This window comes from Cobetia sp. Dlab-2-AX (assembly GCF_024124625.1).
In the GTDB taxonomy this organism is placed as follows: Bacteria; Pseudomonadota; Gammaproteobacteria; order Pseudomonadales; family Halomonadaceae; genus Cobetia.
This window is the reverse complement of sequence record NZ_JAMXRV010000003.1, coordinates 1-22611: the sequence shown is the minus strand read 5'-3', so window position 1 is coordinate 22611 and position 22611 is coordinate 1. Positions and strand designations below refer to the sequence as shown.

Genomic DNA, 22611 nt, shown 5'->3' with positions numbered 1-22611 from the left:
TTTTGGTATCAGGCGTGGCCTGATCGCTTATCGAAGACGCTGACCGAAGGTGCTGACGTTCAGTCGAGTCGCTCGAAGACGGTCGCGACGCCCTGGCCCATGCCGATGCACATGGTCGCCAGACCCAGGCGAGTGTTCTGCTGCTTCATGACGTTGAGCAGCGTGGTGCAGATACGCGAACCGGAACAGCCCAGCGGGTGACCCAGTGCGATGGCGCCACCGTTGAGGTTGACCGCCGTGTCGACGCGCTCCAGCAGGCCAAGGTCCTTGAGCACCGGAATCGACTGCGCCGCGAAGGCCTCATTCAATTCGACGGTCTGGATGTCCTCGATGGTCAGGCCTGCTGCCTTGAGCGCCTGTTTGGAGGCCGGCACCGGCCCGTAGCCCATGATGGAGGCGTCACAGCCTGCCACGCCAGTGGACAGCACTCGCGCGATGGGCTTGAGGCCCAGCGCTTCGGCTCGCTCGGCGCTCATCACCGCCATGCCCGAGGCGCCCACCGACAGCGCGGAAGAGGTGCCCGCTGTCACGGTACCGCCCTTGGGATCGAAGACCGGCTTGAGATTGCCCATGGACTCCATGCTGGCATCGCCACGGATGACCTCATCGCGGGTCACCAGGACACGCCGACCCTCGGCATCATGGCCCTCGACACCGATGATCTCATTGTCGAAGCGACCTTCATCGGCGGCAGCCTGGGCTCGCTGGTGGGAGCGCACACCGAACTCATCCTGCTGCTCACGACTCACGCCATGCATCTTGCCGAGCAGTTCCGCGGTCAGGCCCATCATCATTGCCGCCTTGGCCGCATGCTTGCTGGCCGCCGGATTGACGTCGACCCCATGCGCCATCGGCACGTGCTCCATGTGCTCGACGCCGCCGATGAGATAGAAGTCCCCCATGCCGGCCTTGATGTTGGCGGTGGCGATATGCAGGGCGCTCATCGAGGAACCACACAGGCGGTTGACCGTCTGCGCCGGTACGGTGCGCGGAATGCCGGTCATGATGGCGGCATTGCGCGCGATGTTCATTGACTGCTCCAGGGTCTGGTTGACGCAGCCCCAGATGATGTCGTCGACCTCGGCCGGCACCAGGCCGGGATTGCGATCGAACAGCGCCTGCATTACCGCGGCGGACAGGTTCTCGGCACGCACGTGTCGGAAGGCGCCATTCTTGGCCTTGGCCATGGCGGTACGCACGCCATCGACGATTACCACATCTCTCGGATTCAGATTCATTGTCTGGCTCCCTCATGGCCCTCGCTGTCGCGAGGGCCGAAAATTCTGGTCGGATAGTGCTGGCGGCCACTCGGGCGCTCAGCCATCAAAGGCTCAGGAGTAGAAGGCGTCGCCACGCTTGGCGCGCTCGCGTAGCGCCTCGGTCGGGCGATACAGCGGGCCCAGCTCTTCGGCCAGACTATCGGCCAGCGCGACGAACTCGGCCACGCCCATGGCATCGACATAGCGCAGTGCGCCACCACGGAATGGCGGGAAACCGATGCCGTAGATCAGGGCCATGTCGGCCTCGGCCGGGCTGCCGACGATGTCGTCTTCCAGGCAGCGGATGGTTTCCATGCACAGCGGCACCATCATGCGCGCGATGATGTCGTCATCGGAGAACTCGCGCGTCTCGCTGACGACCTGTGCCACCAGCGCCTGAGCCTCATCATCCGCCAGCTTCTTCGGCTTGCCCTTGCGATCTTCCTCGTAGCGGTAGAAGCCCAGAGCGTTCTTCTGGCCGAGGCGCTTGTTGTCATACATCACCTGGATGGCGGTCTTGCCGTCACGCGCCATGCGGTCCGGGAAGCCTTCCGCCATCACCGCATTGGCGTGCACCGCGGTATCCATGCCGACCACATCCAGCAGGTAGGCCGGGCCCATCGGCCAGCCGAACTTTTCCATCACCTTGTCGACGCGCTGATAGTCGGCGCCCTTCTCGACCAGCAGGCTGAAGCCACCGAAGTAGGGGAACAGCACGCGGTTGACCAGAAAGCCCGGGCAGTCGTTGACGACGATCGGCGTCTTGCCCATCTGGCGGGCATAGGCGACGGTCGCGGCAATGGCCGCATCGCTGGACTTCTCGCCACGGATGACCTCGACCAGCGGCATGCGGTGCACCGGGTTGAAGAAGTGCATGCCGCAGAAGTTCTCGGGACGCTTGAGCGATTCGGCCAGTCGCGTGATGGAGATGGTCGAGGTGTTGGAGGTCAGAATGGCGTCTTCGGCGACGTTGTCCTCGAGCTCGGCCAGCACAGAGGCCTTGACCTTGGGATTCTCGACCACCGCCTCGACGACCAGGTCCACATTGCCGAAGTCACCGTAGGACAACGTCGGGCGAATGTTGGACAGGCCCTGCGCCATCTTCTCGGTGGTCAGCTTGCCGCGCTCGACGCCCTTGCCGAACAGCTTGCGTGCTTCCTTCAGACCCAGTTCGATGGCCTCGCCATTGATGTCCTTCATCAGGATCGGCGTGCCCTTGCTGGCGCTCTGATAGGCGATGCCGCCACCCATGATGCCGGCACCCAGCACGGCGGCCTGCTTGATCTCACTGGCCTGCTTCTCGTAGCCCTTGGCCTTCTTCTTGACCACCTGATCGTTCATGAACAGGCCGACCAGATTGAAGGCCACGTCGGTCAGCGCCATCCTGGCGAAGGTCTTGGCCTCGATGGCCTGGGCACGCTCACGCGATTCCCCCGCGCCCTTCTGGATGACCTTGATGGCCTCCACCGGTGCCGGATAGTGCGGACCGGCCTTGCCGGCCACGAAGCCCTTGGCGGTCTCGAAGGCCATCATCTGCTCGATGGCATTGAGCTTGAGCGGCGAGGTCTTCTCGAGACGACGCGCCTGATAGTCCAGCTCGCCTGCATTGGCACGCGCCAGAATATCGAGTGCCGCCGCGTCCAGCTCGGCCACCGGCAGGACGGCATCGACGGCGCCCACTGCCAGCGCCTTGTCGGCACGGTTCTCGGTGCCACCACAGATCCACTCGATGGCGTTGTCAGCCCCGATCAGACGCGGCAGACGCACACAGCCCGCCCAGCCCGGGATGATGCCGAGCTTGGTCTCCGGCAGGCCGATCTTGGCGCTGTCGGCCATGACCCGGAAATCGGTGGTCAGGGTAATCTCGCAGCCACCGCCCAGCGCCAGTCCATTGATGGCAGTGACGGTGGGGAACGGCAGGTCTTCGATGGCGTTGAAGATGCCATGGATGTTCATGTTCATGTCGATGAGGAAGGCTTCATCCTTCTCGAACATCTGGTGGAACTCGGTGATGTCGGCACCGACCACGAACGCTTCCTTGGCGGAGCGGATGACCAGCCCCTTGAGATCGGCCGTCGCCTTGATGGCCTCGACTGCCTCTCCCAGCTCCTTGAGTACGTAGCTGGCCAGCTTGTTGACCGATTCGCCTTCAAGGTCGAGGGTCAACAGGGCGATGGCGTCCTGATTGGCCTCGACGGTTAGCGTTTTGCCTGAATAGATCATCCACGGATCTCCACAAGAGAAAGAGGTGAAGGGGCTGCCGGGCGCTCGAGGGTCACTGCCATTTGGGCGTTGGCCATGAAGGCGCTGGCAACCGGCCTCGCCGGACTCGCCGCTGGCTGAGGCACCGCGTGAGAGTCATCTCTCATCACAGCGCTTCATACAAGCGTTTGAATATAGCCAGCTTGGGCCAGTGACGGACAAAGATCAAGCCTGCGGACATTAGCGAAAGGTCGGAGGTCACAGGGCGTCTGTATACTGGCCTGAGCTGACTGGCGCACGCTATCGACAGCCGATGTAGGCAAAGATCGACGCTACACCGCACAAGGCAGCCGCGTTACCCTGAACGCTTTCCCAACCCGCAGGCTGACCGCGACACCTCCTCGCGCGCCAGCAGGCTTTCAAAGGCCTCATCGATATCATGCTTTCATGAGTAGCACTCTCACCGCCCTGTATCTACGCCTGACCGGCCTTGTCGAACGCACCAAGCGCTGGCACTGGCTATGGCCGCCGATCGGCTTCGCCGCCGGCATCTGCAGTTTCTTTCTCGTCAACCGTCAACAATGGCTGGGCGGCCTGCTGGCGCTGGGCATGATGCTGGCCTGGTTGATCCTGATCGCCGAAGGCCTGTGGAGCCGCCTGCGCCGCCATCGCGGTCAGAATGCCCTGCCCCGCAAGCTGGCGACCTTCGTGGCCCAGCTGATCCAGCAGGAGACACTGTGTTTCACACTGCCGTTCTTCCTGGCGACCACCGACTGGGCCAGCGGCCAGGCAGGCTTTACGCTGCTGCTGTGCGGCGCGACCCTGCTGTCGATTCTCGACCCCTTCTACTACCGGCTGGCCGAGCGTCATCGCTGGCTGTACTTCGGCTTCCACGCCCTGTGCGTGTTCGTCGTGGTGCTGGTCACCCTGCCCCTGCTGCTGGAACTGACCACAGGTGAGAGCCTGCTGGCCGCCTGTGCCGCCATGAGCCTGTTCGCGCTGCCCAGCGTCGCCAACCTGCGCATCGCGCGTGGGGTGGTCGGCGGTCTGGCGATGATCGGCATCAGCGTAATGCTCGGGGTAGGCGCATGGGGGGCACGCGCCTGGATTCCGCCCGCCACGCTGTGGATCAATGCCAGCAGCCTGTCGCCGGACTTCGATACCGCGGCGCGCGCACCGCGTGGCGAGATGCAGCTGACGCCTGCGCAACTCTCCGCCCGTGGCCTCTACGCCTTCACGGCCATCCGTGCGCCGCGCGGCCTGTCGGAGAAGGTCTATCACGTCTGGCGTCATGATGGCGAAGTCGTCGATCGCATCGCCCTGAACATCAACGGCGGGCGCAGCGAAGGCTACCGCGCCTGGACCCACAAGACGGCCTTCCCGCAGGGCAGCGAGGGCGAGTGGCGCATCGATGTCGAGACGATGAACGGACAGCGCATCGGCAGTCTGCGCTTCGTGGTCAGCGATGATCCGCAGCTGGCGACCCTGGCCGACAGCACCATCAGCCAGCCCCCCGGCATCCCAGGCTGGCGTATCACCAACCTGATTCCGGGTTTGTGACAGTCGCCACCACGAGTCACTCCGCAAGCAGGAACGCTGAGTTACTCGACCATGGACGTAAAATTCGTTCGCAGGCTTGTAATTATCCAGACTGCCTAGCATGCTGATGTGAAGGGCGGCGCAGATAAGGAATCAGTCTCATTCACTTTTGAGTGATGCTGGGCGCGCGCCAATGACAAAAGCCCCTTCACCTTTGCACTCAGCGGACGACCTATCCATGCATGAAGATATCGGACTCAAGCTTTCCCGCCTGCCGCGCCTGTGGCGCGCCATTCTGGACCAGCGACTGTCCCCACTAGGGCTGACCCAGACTCGCTGGATGACGCTGGTACACCTGTGGCGCATGGGCGATGGTCAGCCCCAATGTGATCTGGCTCGCTCCATCGGTATCGAAGCCCCGTCGCTGGTTCGCACCCTGGACCAACTGACCGAACAGGGCCTGGTCGAGCGCCGTGCCTGTGAGGAAGACCGCCGCACCAAGCGCATCTTCCTGACCCGCAAGGCGCTGCCATTGATCGAGAAGATCGATGCCATCGCCGAGCAGACTCGCATCGAGATGCTCAACGGTCTGAGTGAAGCGCAGGTCGATCAATTCTGCGAATGCCTGCGTGTCATGGAGCGCAATGGCCTGGAAATCTCCGAGAAGGTGCCGGAGAGCGCCTGAGCCTAGACGCCGACCGAAAATGGCCGGCCGCGCCAGCATGACATGAGCGCAAGCGGGACATGAAAAAGCCCCCATCGAGTCACTCGATGGGGGCTTTTTTCTGCAGGCGGGAGGGCTGCCCGTGTCAGGCATCCGGCATCTTCGGCTCGGTGCCCACCAGCGGGCGACGCTTGTGCGAGATAGGCGCCTTGTCGATCAACAACGCATGCAAGGCCTCGAATTCGCGCCGCCAGTCGTGGCAGCTCTCCACATCCAGACTCTCGCCCCACCACAGCGTCAGACCGGAGAGCGACGACTCCAGCATCAGGGCATCCTCCGGCAGCGTGCGCGTGAAGCGCTGCAGCGCCGCGGCGACATCAGGATCGTCCGCCAGGCGACTCTCTTCGCGCCAGCGATAGCCCGGCACCGCCTCACGCAGGGCATCACTGGCCCATTCATCCTGCACGAGGATGAAGGGCGTGACATCGCGTTCGGTCGGCCAAGGGCGGCGGTAACCGACGATGCCCTTGGGCGCGTCAGAAAGAGGCGGCGCCTTGAGATCCACCCGCATGCCATCGGCGATCACCGCCTTGCGGACCAGTGACGTGCGCGTCTCTCGTTTGCTGGGGCGTAGCCAGGTCAGCGGCGACAGCATCGCCAGCACGACAAAAATGATGATCAGCGCAGTCGTCATCGTCTATCCATCGGTTGTCTATTCAAGGGTTTCATCAAGCGGGACGTGGCGTGAAAGCGCAGGATAGGCTATGCAACCCCGCAGTGTTGCGTATCACGCACTGCCATTACGTTGATGTAAGTCATTGTGTTCAAGGGGGCGGCAAGCCTAGCATGGAAGCAGGTGCACGACGCCACTCGAATGGCCAACCTCTGCGGGAGGATCTCAGGATGAGCAACGAATACAAGCATGTACTGGTCGCTGTCGACCTGACCAAGGATTCCCATCTGGTGCTGGAGCGGGCCCTGCCGATCGCCAAGCGCAACGGCGCCAAGATTTCCATCATCCATACGCTGGAACCGCTGGGCTTTGCCTATGGCGGTGATATCCCGATGGACCTGACCAGCATCCAGGACCAGCTGGATTCCCACGCCCGTGAACGACTCAGCGAGATCGCCACGCCTCATGATATCGCCGCCGAAGACCAGTACGTGGTGGTCGGCATGCCGGATAGCGAGATTCATCGCTTCGCGGCCGAACACGACGTGGACCTGATCGTGGTCGGCTCGCATGGTCGTCATGGCTTTGCGCTGCTGCTGGGTTCCACCTCCACGGGTGTCCTGCACGGCGCCCAGTGCGACGTGCTGGCGGTGCGCGTCGGCGCGGATGACAGCGAGGAATGATGGTGGCCGGCTAGACGACACCTCCTGCCAGACGACACCTCACGTCGACGACATGTGAGGGACGACAAGAGGGCTGCCCATGGGCAGCCCTCTTGTGTGTTCAGCTGACGGGCTTTCTGCACGGCACGGTCATCAAGCATCGTCACTCATGACTGTAGTTCATGACTGTAGTTCATGACCGTACGCGTGCATGACCGTCACCTGCGGCTTCAGCCTTCCTGCATGGCCTCAAGCTCCATCCAGCGTTCCATCGTCTCTTCCAGCACCTGCTGCTTGTGGCTGAGCTTCTCCAACGTGTTCTTCACCAACTTGGCATCCCCGGTGTAGAACTCCGGCGCCGCGATCTCGGCTTCCAGTGTCGCGACCTCCGCTTCCAGCTTCTCGATGGTCGTCGGAATCAGGTCCAGCTCGCGCTGCAACTTGTAGGGCAGCTTGACCTTCTTCGGTGCCTGCTGTGCCTGAGCGGCCTCACGCTTGCGACGCTCGTCTTCTGCCTGGGCATCACGACGGTGCTTTTCCTCGCGCTCGCGCTCGACTTCCCAGGGTGCCGGCGGCAGATGCCCGCCCTGACGTATCCAGTCGCTGTAGCCTCCGACATACGGCTTGACGACCCCGTCGCCCTCGAAGGCGAGGATGTTGGTGACCACGTTGTCCATGAAGGCACGGTCGTGGGAAACCAGCAGCACGGTGCCGTCGAAGTCGAGCAACAGTTCCTCGAGCAGCTCCAACGTCTCGACATCCAGGTCGTTGGTCGGCTCATCGAGCACCAGCACGTTGGCCGGCATGGTGAACAGACGTGCCAGCAGCAGGCGGTTGGACTCGCCCCCTGACAGCGAGCGAACCGGCTGACGCGCGCGGTCCGGCGTGAACAGGAAGTTCTGCAGATAGCTCATCACATGCATGTCACGTCCACCGACGGTGACACGATCGCTGCCGCGCGCCACGTTGTCGTAGACGGTGGCTTCCATGTCCAGGCCCTTGCGCAGCTGATCGAAGTAGGCGATCTGCAGCTTGGTGCCTTCGATGCGCTTGCCTTCGCTGGCTTCCAGCTGACCGAGCAGAATGTGCAGCAGCGTGGTCTTGCCCGCGCCGTTGCGGCCCAGCAGGCCGACCTTGTCGCCACGCTGGATCTCGACACTCAGGTCACGGATGACCCACTGCTCCTGCGCCTCATCGTAGCGATAGCTGACGTTTTCCAGCTCCACGACCCGCTTGCCGCTGCGCTCGGCGGAGTCGACGGCGATACGCGCACGCCCCTGTACCTCACGCCGCTGACCGCGCTCATGGCGCATCTTCTCCAGTGCGCGCACACGGCCTTCGTTACGAGTACGGCGCGCCTTGATACCCTGACGGATCCAGGTCTCTTCCTGAGCCAATTTCTTGTCGAATTCGGCGTTTTCCTTGGCCTCGACATCCATCTCATGCTGCTTCTGAGCCTGGTAGGCCGCGTAATCGCCCGGGTAACGCCCGAGACGGCCACGGTCCAGCTCCAGAATCTGGGTCGCGAGGCGCTTCAGGAAAGCCCTGTCGTGGGTGATGAACAGTACGGCGCCAGAGAAGGCCGCGACCTGCTCTTCCAGCCAGGCGATGGTATCGAGATCCAGATGGTTGGTCGGCTCATCGAGCAGCAGCAGGTCCGGGTCGGACACCAGCGCACGCGCCAGCGCGACACGACGACGCCAGCCGCCGGACAGGTCTTCCATCATGGTGTCTTCCGGCAGACCCAGACGGGTCAGCACGGTATCGATACGCTGCTGGAACTGCCAGCCATCGACGCTCTCCAGCGCGACCTGCACGTGCTCGAGACGTTTGAGGTCCGGCTCCGGGTCGCTGATCAGATGATGGTACTCCGCCAGCAGCGCGCCCGCCTTCGGCAGGCCTTCAGCGACGATATCGAAGATGGTGCGACCTTCGGCGGCCGGCAGGTCCTGCGAGAGCACGCCGATCTTGAGGCCCGGCGCCTTCCACAGCTCACCGGCATCTGCCTGGAATTCGCCGGTGATCAGCTTGAGCAGGGTCGACTTGCCGGTGCCGTTGCGGCCGACGAGCGCCAGACGCTCGCCGCGCTCGACGACAAGATCCGCCCCGTTGAGCAGGACGTGATGGCCGTAGGCCAGCTGAAGATTTTCCAGTCGTAACAATGCCATGTGCAGCAGCAACTCGTGACGGGTCCACGGCCGGGAAGGCCACGGAGGAAGTGGGAGTCAGGCGGACAGGCCGCCGCCAGCGACGCGCGCTGGAGAATGCTGCCATTCTACCCGAGGCGCAGCGTGCAGGCGATGGAAGACGCCGCAAGGGCTGAAAGACGCCGGCGCCTTGGGTAGAATGGCCGACCGCTTGAAATCACGTCACGTGCCGTGCGCTACCAAGGCCCGCCTGTCATGCAGCGCTATCTAGTGCCAGGCCGACGGGCTGTTGTCAGGCCTTGCACTGTCACGTGTCTCCTCCCTCCCCGCGATCCCAAGGGTGTCCGATGTCCGCGCTTCCCCCGCATGCCGATCCTGCCTCCCTGCCCTATTATGATAGCGAGCGGCTGTCCGACGAGACGCTTGCCGCCTTGTGTGACGACCTTGAACTCGGCGAGGCCGAAATCGCGGCCGCGCTGACGCTGCTGGCACCGGAGCTGCGCTTCGCCAGCCCCTCTGCGCTGGTCGACATCGGCGTCAACCTGACGCATGAGAGCTACGCGCGCGACATCGAGGGTACCTTGCTGCGAGCACGCGCGGCGGGCGTCAGCCAGCAGATCCTGACCGGCACCAGCCTGGATGGCTCGCGTGAGGCCCAGGCACTGGCGGCACGCTATCGCGGCCTTTCTGCCACCGCCGGCGTGCATCCGCATGATGCCAGCCAGTGGAACGACGGCGTCGAACGCGGCATCCGGGAGCTACTGGCGCAGCCGGAGGTCGTCGCGGTGGGGGAATGTGGCCTCGACTTCAATCGCAACTTCTCGACGCCCGCCGAACAGGCCCGAGCGTTCGAAGCGCAGCTGACGCTGGCCGCCGAGACGGGCCTGCCGCTGTTTCTGCATGAACGCGACGCCGGTCGCCAGATGCTCGAGATGCTCAAGCACTGGCGCGACGATATCAGTCACGCCGTCGTGCACTGCTTCACCGGCGAGCGCGAGACGCTCTACGGCTACCTGGATCTCGACCTGCACATCGGTCTGACCGGCTGGCTGTGTGATGAGCGCCGAGGCGAACACCTGCGCAGCCTGTGCCGCGAGATTCCCCTCGAACGCCTGATGCTGGAAACCGATTGCCCCTATCTGGTACCGCGCAATCTGCCCGCCAAGCTCAAGGGACGGCGTCATGAACCCTCGCTGCTGGTGTGGATCATGGCGGAGGTCGCGGCGCTGCGCGGTATCGACATGGAAGAACTCGCACAGGCCACCACCGTCACTGCCACCCGCTTCTTCCGCCTGTAATCGGCATACACGACTTTCCCTGCACGCATCCCTGCTCTGGACATCACCATGCACGAATATGAACCCGAAACAGGGGACTTCCCCGCCTTCATCGCCGTCGAGACCGGCGAGGACTCCAGTCTGCCGCTGGCCATCGCCTGGGCGCTGCCCGATGGCCAGATGAAGCATGTGCTGATTCAACCGGATGACGAATGGCTGGATGGCGAGATGCTGGAGCTGGGCGACTACAGCCTGGATGACCTGCGCAGCTTCGGCGTCAGCCCCCTCGATGTGCTCAAGGAACTGGAGCAGGACTACTACCAGACCACGCTCTATACCACCGGCGTCATGGATGACGAGCAGGCACTGGCCCGCCTGTTCGACGCCTACAACATGGACCCTTTCATCGAGTTCGCGCCGGCGGAGAGCCTCTACCCCGAGCTTGCCCCGGGCGACTGGGCGCGCGAGCGCAACAACATGCTGTTCGAACAGGGCCTGCAGCCGTTCCGCCCCGACAACGAGGTACTGGTGATGCTCGCCATCCATACCCGCCTGCGCGGCGACGGGGTGCGAGGCGAGGAGGACATTCAAGGCACCGGGCCGGATTACGAGATCGACTGGCAAGAAGACGTCTGATCACACGCCCGGTCTCGCGACGGACGGACAAGGGCCCGACACGCAAACGCCCCGACAACGGCAAGTTGTCGGGGCGTTCTTTCTTTACGCACTCAAACGTCTTCAGACACTCAAACTGTCAGTCAAGGCTCAACCGTTGGAGCGATTACCACCGTTGCCGCCGCCTGAGCGATTGCGACCGCCGCGGGAACGACGACGCGGGCGCTCGGCATTCGGCGCGCGATTGCCGTTCACTTCCGGTTGCGGCACGAGACGATTACCATCCACGTCACGCTGCACCGGTGCGCGGTTGCCGCGGTTGTCATCATCGACACGTGCGGCCTGCTGACGCTGACCGCCAGAGCGCTGACCGCCAGAGCGCTGGCCGCCATTGCCACGTCCTTTACCAGCCGACTTGTCGCCAGAGCGCTGGCCGCCATTGCCGCGTCCTTTACCAGCCGGCTTGTCGCCAGAGCGCTGGCCGCCATTGCCGCGTCCTTTACCAGCCGGCTTGTCGCCAGAGCGCTGGCCGCCACGCGGCTGACGCGGTTCACGTTCCGGCTCGACGTCGACTTCCGGCACGAAACCTCCCACTTCGACACGCTTGAGCTTGCCCTTGAGCAGACGCTCAATCCCGCCCAGTTCCTTGCGCTCATCGCTGGAAACCAGCGAGATGGCACGCCCGCTGGCACCAGCACGGCCGGTACGCCCGATACGGTGCACGTAGTCTTCCGGCACGTTGGGCAGTTCGTAGTTCACGACCTGCGGCAGCTGCTCGATATCCAGACCACGCGCCGCGATGTCCGTCGCGACCAGCACTCGTACTTCGCCGTTCTTGAAGCCGGCCAGTGCCTTGGTACGCGCATTCTGGCTCTTGTTGCCGTGAATCGCCGCAGCACTGATGCCGGACTTCTCGAGCTTGGTCGCCAGACGGTTGGCACCGTGCTTGGTACGGGTGAACACCAGCACCTGGTGCCAGTTTTCCTTGATGATCAGGTGCTTGAGCAGCGAAGGCTTGTGGCTCTTCTCTACGGTGTGGATATGCTGCTCGACCTTCTCGGCCGTGGTGTTGCGCGGGCTGGCTTCCACCGCCACCGGGTCATTCAGCAGCTTGTTGGCCATGCTGCGGATCTCATCGGAGAAGGTCGCGGAGAACAGCAGCGTCTGACGCTTGGTCGGCAGCAGCTTGAGCAGACGACGGATGTCATGGATGAAGCCCATGTCCAGCATGCGGTCCGCTTCATCCAGCACCAGCGTCTCGAGATCGGAAAAGTCGATGGCCTTCTGGGAGTGCAGGTCCAGCAGGCGGCCCGGCGTGGCGGTCAGGATCTCGACGCCAGAGGCCAGGCGGCTGATCTGCGGGTTGATCTTCACGCCACCGAATACCACGGCATTGCGCAGCTTCAGGTGACGGGAATAGGCGGTAACGTTCTCGTCGATCTGCGCGGCCAGCTCACGCGTAGGCGTGACGATCAGGGCCTTGATCCTGCGGGCACCCGCGGGAGCGCTCTGCGCGAGGCGCTCGACCAGCGGCAGAGCGAAACCGGCGGTCTTGCCGGTACCGGTGCGCGCAGCAGCCATCACATCGCGGCCTTCCAGCACGGCAGGAATCGCACCTGCCTGGACGGGAGACGGCGTGGAATAGCCCATCTCGGCGATCGCTTTCAGGACAGGAGCGGACAGCCCCAGGGAGGCAAACGCCGGGACGGAATTGGCAGTAGTCTCAGTCATCAATATCTCTTCGGCTGACCGGCCACGTGCTGGTCGATCATTAAGGAATGGCGCCTGGCCGGGCACGTGCCGGGAGAGGGAGCGAGGCGTATCAGGCGCAGAGAAGAAGGAGTCGGTCAGAGGAACCTCATCCGGCTGCTGCCAGTCGCTCGCGTCAGGCGATAGCCCAGTCTACCATCTTCCGCCATCGCCTGCAGAAGCGCGCATCCGATGGGCTCAATGCCAGTGCAGCGGATAGCGGCGATGACGCGCCAGATTGTTGATCAACACCGCCAGCACCAGCATCGCCAAGCAGCCCAGCCCCACCGGCAACAGGGCGTACCAGTAGCCCAGCTCATGCAGCGGCTGACCGCCGATCACCGCGATCAGGGCGGTGGCGCCGCCCGGCGGGTGCAGGGTGTGCGTCAGCTGCATGACCAGCAGTGACACCGAGACCGCCATGGCCGCTGCCAGCCAGCCATCACCCAGCCAGTGATAGCAGGCGACACCGACCAGTGCCGACAGCATGTTGCCGCCCAGCACATTGCGCGGCTGGGCCAGCGGGCTGTGCGGCGCGCCGTAGAGCAGCACCGAGGTCGCGCCGAAGGACCCCACCAGCAACAGCGAGCTGACCGCCAGATAGTGCGAGGACAGCCAGCCGATCAGCGCCATGCCCAGAAAGGCTCCGAGCCATGACCACAGGGCATCGGCAACATGCGGCCTGCCCCGCTTCAGGGGACCACCCCGCATCTTGGCTACGTAAGGCTTGAGCATCGTGCGAACCATCTCCGGCATTGTCCTGTCAGTGTCGAGCGCTGCACCCTAGGCGATCTCCACACAAGGAACAACTCCCGTTTGGCAATAAGCTGATGACGACGCTGTCGCCATCATGACTCGCTGCGCGAGGCCACGATGGTGCGCGAGATCACGATCACCGGCAGGATGCCGACCACCACGATCACCAGCGCCGGCAACGCCGCCTGCTCGAGCATTTCATCCGAGGCGTACTGATAGACGTGGGTGGCGAGCGTGTCGAAGTTGAAGGGCCGCAGCAGCAAGGTGGCCGGCAGCTCCTTCATCGCATCAACGAAGACCACCAGCGCCGCGGTCAGCAAGCCGGGACGGATCAAGGGCAGGTGCACCCGGCGCAGTGTCGAGAAGGTGTTCTCGCCCAGCGAGCGCGCCGCCATGTCCATCGAGGGCGTGACCTTGTCGAGACTCGATTCGATGGAGCCCGCGGCGATGGCGAGGAAACGCACCACATAGGCGATGATGATCGCGCCCATCGTCCCCGTCAGCAGCAGACCGCTGGAGAACCCGAAGTTGGCGCGCAGGAAGCTGTCCAGCGCATTGTCGAACCCGGACAGCGGCACCAGCACGCCCAGCCCCAGCACGGCGCCCGGCATGGCATAACCGAGACTCGAGAGCTTGAGCGCCTGCTGTACGCTGGCGGTGCGATCCAGCCGCTTGGCGTAGGCCAGCAGCACCCCGATGATCAGCGTCAACACGGCAGCACTGACCGACAGCATCAGACTATTGAGCGCGTAACCGGCAAAGTCCGGCGTCCACGACTCCTCGAAATAGCGAATGGCATGCCGCGTCAACAGGCCCACCGGCAACAGGAAGCCGAAGAGCAACGGCAGCAGGCAGGCCAGCGTCGCCAGTCCGGCGCGCCAGCCATGCAATGTCGGGCGACGATAGCGACGATAACGATCGCCCTTGCCGAACTGACGCTGCCGGCGCCGGGCATGTCGCTCCAGCCAGATCAGCGTGACCACGAAGATCATCAGACACAGCGCGATCTGGGCCGCGCCGCGCAGGCTGCCCATGTTGAGCCACACATTGAAGATGCCGGCAGTCAGCGAACGCACCGCGAAGTAATCGACGGTGCCGAAGTCATTGAGCGCCTCCATCATCGCCAGCGCCAGACCGACGGCGATCGCCGGGCGTGCACTGGGCAGCGCCACGCGCCAGAAGCTCTGCCAGCCATTGCAGCCCAGGGTGCGGCTGGCATCGCGCAGTGAAGGTGATTGATCGAGAAACGCCGAGCGCGCCAGCATGAAGACATACGGAAACAGCACCAGCGACAGCATCAGGATGGCGCCGCCCAGACTGCGTATCTCGGGGAAGTAGTAATCCTGCGGCGAGTCCCAGCCGAACAGCGCACGCAGCGCGCCCTGGAAGGGCCCGGCATACTCGAAGACATCGGTGTAGATGTAGGCGATGACGTTGGCAGGAATCGCGAACGGCAGCAGCAACGACCACTCGAAGGTACGCCGCAGCGGGAACTGATACATGGTGGTCAGCCACGCCGAGACCACGCCCATGCTGCCGCTGAGGACCGCCACGCCGGCCACCAGCGCCAGACTCGTCATGACATAGTCAGGCAGCACGGTGGAGACGAGGTGCGGCCAGATGCCGTCACCGGCCTGGTCACTGCCATCATCGCCGAACAACGCCAGCCAGATGACGGCCAGCACCGGCATCACCACCAACGCGGCGACCCCCCAGGCCGTCGCGAACCATCCCATGTGCGTGCCCAGGCGCCGCTGACGGCGTCTTATCGCCGCATCTTCGCTGACTGACGTGCCGTGAGTCACGTGCTCCAGGGCGAGCTCCGTCGCGCTGGTTGCCGTGCAGGCTTCCTCTTCAAGACTCGCACCTCGCTTTGCCAACAGCCGCTTGCCTTGCGTCATCTGTTCTTCCTCACTGACCTGCCAACTGCAATTGCGTCTATTTTACATTGTTCACTCAAACGAAGAGGGGCTGTCGCATCGCGACAGCCCCTCTTCGTTCATGACATCCCGCCCGATGGCTCATGCCAGCGGTGAGTGCCGTTACTGGTTGAAGCCGACTTCATTGACCATCTGAGCAGCACGCTTGCGATATTTGGCGACCTCGGTCAGCGAGAGGTCATCCTGCTTGAACTCGCCCCAGGACGTCAGCAGCTCCGAGCTTTCGGCAGCCGGGTTGGCCGGATACTCGAAATTGATCTCGGCATACATGTGCTGGGCGGTCTTCTCGGTCAAGAAGCGCATCAGCTTGAGCGCATTCTCTTCGTGCGGCGCGTACTTGGTCATCGCCATGCCGGAGATGTTCATGTGCGTACCGACACCGTTCTGATCCGGGAATTCGATGCGTGCCTTCTCGGCCCACGGGCGCTGCTCGTCATTGTCGAGCATCTTGCCGTAGTAGTAGCTGTTGCCGATGGCCACGTCACAGACGTTGTCACGAATCGCCTTGATCTGATCGCGGTCCCCGCCCTGCGGCTTGCGCGCCAAGTTGTCCTTGAAACCTTCCAGCCATTCGCGGGTCGCTTCCTCGCCGTTGTGAGCGATACGCGAGGCGATCAATGCCACGTTGTAGGGGTGATCACCGGCTCGTGAACAGACACGGCCCTTGAGGCTCGGATCCGCCAGGTCGTCATAGCTTGCAACCTGACCGGCCTCGAGGCGATCGACACTGGTGTAGAGTACGCGTGCACGGGTGGTGATACCGAACCACTGGTTGTCAGGGCCGTGATACTGCTCAGGCAGGTTGGCTTCGATGACGTCGTCATTGACGCTCTTGACCAGCTCTTCGTCGACCAATTCCTGCAGGCGACCGATATCCACCGTCAGCAGGACGTCAGCCGGCGTGTTGCGGCCTTCACGCTTGAGACGCTCGGCCAGACCTTGCTTGGCGAATACCACGTTGACCTTGACGCCGGTCTCCTCGGTGAACTCCTTGAGAAACGGCTCGATCAGATAGGCCTGGCGATAGGAGTAGACGTTCACCTCTTCCTGGGCTTGCGCCGGCATGGCCGTGACAGCCGTCACGCCGACCAGCGCACTCAACAACAGCTTGCGAGCGGAGGATGCAGAAATCATGGATACAGCAGTCATCGAATACCCCTGTTCAAGGTGTCCTGTCCTGACGAGGACTGCCATGGGCAGACCTGCAGGCCAGTAGAAGCGGAACCATTGTGTCAATGCGAATCATTCTAATCACAAAGCCCTGACGCCTGCAACGTGAGTGCAACGCTGATTTGCAGATAATGCAATCCCGCTTCGGGAGGCGGGTTCCGGGAGGCAAGCCCAGCCAGCGACGACACTGCCGCCTGCCATGCGCAGGAAGGCATCACGCCAGTCGGCCGTCCTCGCCCACTGTAGGCAACAGGGGCATGGCATGGGCGATGGCCTGCTCAAGCGGCATCCCCTGCTGCCAGACACCGGCGAGCGCGTGGCGGAAGGCAGCGGCACGTGCGGGCAGGGCGCGCTGCTCGATATCGGCGGCACGCCGCATCACACGTTGCGCGAAGGCGTCTCGATCCACCTCCAGCTCAAGATTGTCGACGCTGACATGAAACGGCTTGCCCACCGCCCGGTGGAAAAGTAGCTCCAGCGCCTGGGGGGCAACCTCGACACTCTCGAAGGCGCGCTGCTGCTCGGCGTCGCGGCCATCCGGGGCATACCAGTAGCCGTAATCTTCCTCGAGCCGCCGTCTGGCGCCTGCGATGCACCAATGGCTGATCTCATGCAGTGCGCTGGAAAAGAAGCCACGTGCCAGATAGACACGGTGATAGCCAAGCTCTGATTCCGGGACTCGCCTGCCTTCTCCCTGCATGCCGGCCGGAAGATAGAGCGGCTCTTCGGGATCACAACGCAGCAAGGTATTGAAGGTGCCACCGAACAGGCCGTCGAACAACGCCATCAAGGTGGCGAGGTCATGCGCACGACGAGGGCTCCCGCAGGCGGAATCAGAGGAATGGACGGCAGTTAGGGACTCATGGGACGACACGGCAATTCTCGGCAAGCGCTGGCAGTGTGGGAGCATTCGATGGCGGCAGGAAAACCTGCTCTGCCGGATGGCTCATTGTACGTGGCAAGCCTATAGCGCGTCATTTCAGCTGACAGTGTCACTCATAGCCGTGATAATTCATCAGCTTGCGTTCATGAAACCTGCTTATCTGCTAGGATGGCGCGCCAAGCAAGAATGATTCTCGATTACTAGCAGGAGCCTGCCGTGCCCCCCGCCGACCCATCCCCCTCCTCCATGCCTCAGACGGCCCCCGGTTCTCCGCCTCCGCCACTGATTCCCCGCATCAGAGCGGAAACCTCACGCCTGGTCACTCTGGCGCTGCCGATCTGTGGCGCGCAGCTGGCTCAGGCAGGCATGAGTGCCGTGGACGTACTGATGACAGGGCGTTCCTCGGCCACGGACCTGGCAGCCGTGTCGGTGGGCTCCAGCCTGTGGGTGCCCCTGCTGCTGCTGATGGCGGGCACCCTGATGGGCCTGACACCGGTAGTCGCGCAATTGATGGGAGGCAATCGCAGCGGTGAGGTACGTGGCAACGTGCATCAATCGCTGTGGATCTCGCTGGTGCTCGGCAGCCTGTCCGGGCTTGCGCTGTGGTATCTGGCCGCGCCGATCTTCACGCTGATGGAAGTGCCTGAGGCCGTGGCAGAGCAGGCGACTCTCTACCTGATGGCCATTGCCTGGGGCATGCCGGGCGCAGCCTTCTATCAGGTTCTGCGCGCCTACTCGGACGGCATGAACCATACCCGCCCGGCACTGATCATCAGTCTGATCGGCCTGATATCGAACGTCCCGCTCAATTACGTGCTGATCTACGGGTCTGCGGGCGTGGATGACCTGCTGGGAATCACCCTGCCGGGACTGCTGGGCGACATTCCGGCCATGGGCGCCGCCGGCTGCGGTATCGCCACCGGCCTTGCGATGTGGATCATGTGCCTGAGCATGTTCGCCTACACGCGTTACAGCAGCGCGTATCACGCCGTGGCGTTGTGGTGCCAGCCCAGCGCCCCCCATTTCAAGCAGATGGGCGAACTGCTCAAGGTTGGCCTGCCGATCGGTATCGCGATCTTCTTCGAGGTCACGCTGTTCACGGTCATCGCCCTGTTCGTGGCCAGCTTCGGCGAGATCAAGGTTGCGGCTCACCAGGTCGCGCTCAACTTCACCTCGCTGCTGTTCATGCTGCCGCTGTCGATGGCGATGGCCCTGACCGTGCGCGTCGGCCACACCATCGGCCGTGGTGACATGCGTGAAGCACGTTTTGTGGCCTGGAATGGCGTGGCCTTCTCGTTGGTGGTGGCGCTGGTGAATGACATCGTGATCTGGGTACTGGCCGAGCCGGCCGTGGCACTCTATACCAGCAACCTCAAGGTCCAGGCCCTGGCCATGTCGCTGATCACCCTGGCGATGCTCTATCAGGTCTCGGACTCCCTGCAGGTCGCCATGGCAGGCGCACTGCGCGGCTTCAAGGACACACGCATCATCATGCTGATCACCATGTTCGCCTACTGGGTGGTAGGGCTGGGAGGCGGACACCTGCTGGGTGTCGGCAGTGAGGCCTTCCCGATCTCGCCCTGGCCCATCGAGCAGATGGGCGTCTATGGCTACTGGATCGGCATGGTGGCAGGCCTGACCGTGGCAGCGCTGCTGCTGGGCTGGCGCCTGTGGATCATCGCGCGCCGTGGCGTACGTGACGAGGTATTGGCGAGCCAGTGACGCCTGACAAATAACGTGCGCATATCAGCCAGGAGGCTGGTCTGACAGCCACCTGAAACGCCTTGATGAGAAAGCCCCGCGACACCCGACAGGGTGACGCGGGGCTTTTGCGTTTAAACACGACAAAGCCGATAGACGGTCATTTCGTCCAAGGAGGGGTTACCGTCAAGGCGCTGGCTGTGCTAATGGTTATTCAAGGCAGTGCTCTCTCGCTGACGACACACATGGCAGAAGCGAGAGAACGCACCAGCACACGCCGAGGACGATCGACAAGCTGCTGAGGAGGGTTCGTCATGGGCGTACCAGTTTCTTCCCCCCGCTCCGCCAAGGTCATCGACCTGAGTGTCATGCGTGACAGGATGCGTGCACGACGTCGTATTCTCCGGCTGGCGCCGGAACACGACGGATTGGAAATGCTCTATCAGCTCGACAGCGACCCGGACAGCTATTACAGCATTCCGGTACTGGCCTGGGGGCTGCGCGAGGATGGTGAAGTCGTCGGCATGGTGCCGTGGATGGAGGGCCTGATGCCCTGTCACGAGCTGGAAGACCCGCAGCAGGGGCATTTCGTCGGCTATCGCGACCCGGAAACCGACGAAGTCTTCATGCTGGCGCCTGACCACAAGGTGTTCGAGCTCGAACATGCAGCGGCCTATTACGACTATGAAGTCTCGGACAGGACGACGCTGCTGCAGCAACTGCCGGACACGCTGGGTACCCATGCGCTGTGCATGACCAACGGCGAGTCACAGTGGCAGCTCAAGCAGGTCTTCGGTTGGCGTCTCTACAGCGATGGCAACATCGAGGCCTTGCTGGTCGATGAAACTCGCGTCACCCAGACACCGGTGCTGGCCGGCGACGACTGCCTGTACCCGGGGCGCAGTCGGCATGATGTGGTCTATTTCTTCCAGCGCGCCATCGCCAATCAGATTCGCGAGCAGGACCCGGCGACGCTGGAGGCTCTCGCGCTGATGATGACCGGCGAGAGCGACCAGGTCTGCGTCGAGGTCCATGACCGCGAAGCCTGAGGGCCAGTCATGACCCACGACTCAGCGGTGCGGACAGGCCTCAACTGATGCGGATGTAATACAGGAACTGTTCCGGTGTCTCGTGGCTCAGTTCCAGGGTGTGGCCAAGAAAGGCGCAGAACTTGGGCACATCACGGGTGGTGGCAGGGTCGGTCGCCACCACCCGCAACAGGTCACCCGAGGCAAGCTCACGCACCTTGTTGTGCAGCATCATGATAGGCTCCGGGCAATACAGGCCACTGGTTTCCAGTTCGGCATCGGCCTCGGGCAATGTGATATCGGTCATCGAAGACTCCTGACAATCCTGCCGCCCTGGCTGGCGGCACGTACAAAAAAGGGGAGACAGGCATGATCAAGGTTCTGATCGAACGGCATATCATGCCGGGACTGGAACAGGATTACGAACAGGCCTCGCGTGAAGTCGTACGCGAGGCCACGCATGTCCCGGGCTTCATCTCGGGCGAGAACCTGATGGAAACCGGCCGCGCGGGCCACCGCATCCTGATCACCTCATGGCGCGATGCGCGAGCGTGGCAGGAATGGTCGGTCAGCCCGGCCAGAAATCACATGATGGCGCGCCTGGCGCCCATGCTATCCCAACCGGAGCGGATAATCCTGCTGGAGCATACCTGAACGCGCCTCTCCGGCGAGCGAAGGCAGCAGGCGCCTCCTTCCCCATACAAGAACCCCACGGCCAGTACAGGCCGTGGGGTTCTTGTATGGGGCATGTCGCCCGTGCGTGCTGATCGAGCCTATAGCCAATCAGTGCGTGATACGCACGTGCACAGTGACCTCTTCACGATCGTGATACAGATGACGACAGCGAATCTCGGCACCGACATTGGAGCGCTCGAGACTGGCGGCCAGATAGTCGAGGCAGCGAGAGACTTCCTTCCAGCGCTGCTTCATCGGCAGCTTGAGATTGAAGACGGCCTCGTTGCACCAGCGCTTCTTCAGCCAGCGCTCGACCATCTCGGTCACACGAATCGGCTTGTCGACGATATCGCAGACCAGCCAATCCAGGCGCAGCGGCGGCTCCCAGGTGAAACCATCTTCCTTGAGATGCTCGACCTGACCTGTCGCCATCAGGTCCTGGTTCATCGGACCATTGTCGATCGCGAACACGAACATGCCCTTCTCGACCAGCTGGAAGGTCCAGCCACCCGGGGCGGCACCAAGATCCGCTGCCTGCATGCCAGTGGCGATGCGACGCTCCCACTGATCGCGCGGCACGAATTCGTGCCACGCCTCTTCCAGCTTGAGCGTGGAGCGGCTGGGCGCACGGCTCGGCGAACGCAGGTGACGAATGCCATTGGCATACTCGCTGCGGTTGCCCGGGAAGCTCATGCCCAGCTGGACTTCATCGCCATCCGTCCAGAAGACATGCAACGCCCGACCACCGGCCTTGCGGCGCAGGGCACCCCGCTTCTTGAGCGCGGATTCCAGCGGGCGACCGACGGCCTTGCCCAGCCCCGACAGCGCCTTGCCATCATTGGTATCCGGCATCTCGTGGCGGATCTCCTCGAAGCTCCAGCCGGCGTCGACCACCTGCTGCAGAATCGGCGAGACACGATTCTCCCGCGACATGCCGACCAGCGGCTCCAGTGCCACCAGGGTCTGACGAGCGAAGACCAACGCCTGTAGCGGCATGTCACGATGCAGGGCGTTGGCGGGCTCCTCACCCGTCACCACATAACGCACGAAGCCACTGTCGCGTGCCGCAATCGGATAACCCGGCGTGCCGATATACGCCGCTTTCTCACTGACTTCTGCGGCCAGGTCGGCCTCGAAGCCAGGGCGGCAATACAGCAACAGTTCTTGAGGTTGCATCATCATCTCCAATACAGAAGGCTGGGGAGTCTAGCCCCTCGCCGCTGCCTTCTACAAGCGTGCATGTACGTGATGGGGGCTGTGACAACGCTCAGGCCGTTCATGGGCGCGACAGGCACCTCACGAAGCGCGTAAGCCTCTTGCTTTGCTGTGCGCAACTTTTCTCACCACAAAGAGAACCGCCCCTGCAGCAAGGCTACAGGGGCGGTTCGGGATAAGTGCCTGACGATGACCTACTCTCACATGGAGAAACTCCACACTACCATCGGCGCTAAGCGGTTTCACTTCCGAGTTCGGCATGGGATCGGGTGGTTCACGCTCGCTATGGTCGTCAGGCGAAACGGTGGCATCTTGCGATGCCTGAGTCACGAGGCTTGTGGCCTCGCGACTCGCAATATGAATCATGCTGACCGATATGTCGTCGATCCTGTCGCAATCCCGGCGGTTTGCCTGGGCAAACCCCTTGGGTGTTATATGGTCAAGCCTCACGGGCAA

19 protein-coding genes and 1 rRNA gene are annotated in these 22611 nt (G+C 63.0%); 8 read left to right on the top strand and 12 right to left on the bottom strand.

The features are described from left to right. Positions 1-59: 59 nt before the first annotated feature. Together fadA and fadB are read right to left on the bottom strand one after the other, a co-directional pair. Positions 60-1238, bottom strand: coding sequence for an acetyl-CoA C-acyltransferase FadA (gene fadA, locus NH396_RS05750; RefSeq protein ID WP_176676231.1), 1179 nt, complete (start codon positions 1236-1238; stop codon positions 60-62). Positions 1239-1331: 93 nt separating this feature from the next. Then, entirely contained in the window at positions 1332-3482 is a 2151-nt protein-coding gene (gene fadB / locus NH396_RS05745; RefSeq protein ID WP_176676230.1) for a fatty acid oxidation complex subunit alpha FadB, read from the bottom strand. Positions 3483-3908: 426 nt separating this feature from the next. Between fadB and NH396_RS05740 the strand changes: the two genes are divergently transcribed. Both NH396_RS05740 and slyA read left to right on the top strand, forming a co-directional pair. Beyond that, positions 3909-5021 carry a DUF5924 family protein gene (locus NH396_RS05740; RefSeq protein WP_176676229.1) on the top strand — a complete coding sequence of 371 codons (1113 nt, stop codon included), beginning with the start codon at positions 3909-3911 and terminating at the stop codon, positions 5019-5021. A gap of 217 nt (positions 5022-5238) precedes the next feature. Continuing rightward, on the top strand, positions 5239-5685 hold the full coding sequence (slyA, locus tag NH396_RS05735; RefSeq protein ID WP_176676228.1) for a transcriptional regulator SlyA: 447 nt from the start codon (positions 5239-5241) through the stop codon (positions 5683-5685). Between the two features lie 124 nt (positions 5686-5809). Here the strand turns inward: slyA and NH396_RS05730 are convergent, their stop codons facing one another. Beyond that, positions 5810-6358 (bottom strand): preprotein translocase subunit YajC, encoded by a 549-nt coding sequence (locus NH396_RS05730; RefSeq protein ID WP_176676227.1) that lies wholly within the window; start codon positions 6356-6358, stop codon positions 5810-5812. A gap of 209 nt (positions 6359-6567) precedes the next feature. On the opposite strand from NH396_RS05730, the gene NH396_RS05725 reads away from it, so the two are divergent. Further along, complete coding sequence (locus tag NH396_RS05725; protein WP_175090604.1) at positions 6568-7020, top strand: universal stress protein; 453 nt, start codon at positions 6568-6570, stop codon at positions 7018-7020. A 209-nt stretch (positions 7021-7229) separates the two neighbouring features. Here the strand turns inward: NH396_RS05725 and NH396_RS05720 are convergent, their stop codons facing one another. Next, positions 7230-9167, bottom strand: coding sequence for an ATP-binding cassette domain-containing protein (locus NH396_RS05720; RefSeq protein WP_176676226.1), 1938 nt, complete (start codon positions 9165-9167; stop codon positions 7230-7232). 326 nt (positions 9168-9493) lie between these two features. Between NH396_RS05720 and NH396_RS05715 the strand changes: the two genes are divergently transcribed. Both NH396_RS05715 and NH396_RS05710 read left to right on the top strand, forming a co-directional pair. Then, positions 9494-10444, top strand: a complete 951-nt coding sequence (locus tag NH396_RS05715; RefSeq protein ID WP_176676225.1) for a TatD family hydrolase — start codon at positions 9494-9496, stop codon at positions 10442-10444. 48 nt (positions 10445-10492) lie between these two features. Then, positions 10493-11059, top strand: coding sequence for a hypothetical protein (locus tag NH396_RS05710; RefSeq protein WP_253062233.1), 567 nt, complete (start codon positions 10493-10495; stop codon positions 11057-11059). Positions 11060-11188: 129 nt separating this feature from the next. Here the strand turns inward: NH396_RS05710 and NH396_RS05705 are convergent, their stop codons facing one another. From NH396_RS05705 to NH396_RS05685, 5 genes are all read right to left on the bottom strand, one after another. Next, positions 11189-12769, bottom strand: coding sequence for a DEAD/DEAH box helicase (locus NH396_RS05705; RefSeq protein WP_253062231.1), 1581 nt, complete (start codon positions 12767-12769; stop codon positions 11189-11191). A 216-nt stretch (positions 12770-12985) separates the two neighbouring features. Beyond that, positions 12986-13522, bottom strand: coding sequence for an HPP family protein (locus tag NH396_RS05700; RefSeq protein ID WP_176676223.1), 537 nt, complete (start codon positions 13520-13522; stop codon positions 12986-12988). A 113-nt stretch (positions 13523-13635) separates the two neighbouring features. Further along, on the bottom strand, positions 13636-15444 hold the full coding sequence (locus NH396_RS05695) for an iron ABC transporter permease (RefSeq protein WP_253062229.1): 1809 nt from the start codon (positions 15442-15444) through the stop codon (positions 13636-13638). A gap of 141 nt (positions 15445-15585) precedes the next feature. Then, entirely contained in the window at positions 15586-16632 is a 1047-nt protein-coding gene (locus tag NH396_RS05690) for a Fe(3+) ABC transporter substrate-binding protein (RefSeq protein ID WP_253062227.1), read from the bottom strand. A gap of 235 nt (positions 16633-16867) precedes the next feature. Continuing rightward, complete coding sequence (locus tag NH396_RS05685) at positions 16868-17440, bottom strand: elongation factor P hydroxylase (protein ID WP_253062225.1); 573 nt, start codon at positions 17438-17440, stop codon at positions 16868-16870. A 342-nt stretch (positions 17441-17782) separates the two neighbouring features. On the opposite strand from NH396_RS05685, the gene NH396_RS05680 reads away from it, so the two are divergent. Both NH396_RS05680 and NH396_RS05675 read left to right on the top strand, forming a co-directional pair. Further along, positions 17783-19258 carry an MATE family efflux transporter gene (locus NH396_RS05680; protein WP_176678257.1) on the top strand — a complete coding sequence of 492 codons (1476 nt, stop codon included), beginning with the start codon at positions 17783-17785 and terminating at the stop codon, positions 19256-19258. A 293-nt stretch (positions 19259-19551) separates the two neighbouring features. Next, entirely contained in the window at positions 19552-20286 is a 735-nt protein-coding gene (locus tag NH396_RS05675) for a hypothetical protein (RefSeq protein ID WP_175090610.1), read from the top strand. A gap of 40 nt (positions 20287-20326) precedes the next feature. On the opposite strand, the gene tusA is transcribed toward NH396_RS05675, so the two are convergent. Next, on the bottom strand, positions 20327-20572 hold the full coding sequence (gene tusA / locus NH396_RS05670; protein WP_054555155.1) for a sulfurtransferase TusA: 246 nt from the start codon (positions 20570-20572) through the stop codon (positions 20327-20329). A 62-nt stretch (positions 20573-20634) separates the two neighbouring features. Between tusA and NH396_RS05665 the strand changes: the two genes are divergently transcribed. Next, positions 20635-20919, top strand: coding sequence for an antibiotic biosynthesis monooxygenase (locus NH396_RS05665; RefSeq protein ID WP_176676221.1), 285 nt, complete (start codon positions 20635-20637; stop codon positions 20917-20919). Between the two features lie 129 nt (positions 20920-21048). Here NH396_RS05665 and rlmM read toward each other — a convergent pair whose 3' ends face one another. Beyond that, a complete protein-coding gene (gene rlmM, locus NH396_RS05660; RefSeq protein WP_176676220.1) occupies positions 21049-22122 on the bottom strand; it encodes a 23S rRNA (cytidine(2498)-2'-O)-methyltransferase RlmM in 1074 nt (357 codons plus the stop codon). 214 nt (positions 22123-22336) lie between these two features. Further along, positions 22337-22452, bottom strand: a 5S ribosomal RNA gene (rrf, locus tag NH396_RS05655). Positions 22453-22611: the final 159 nt, after the last annotated feature.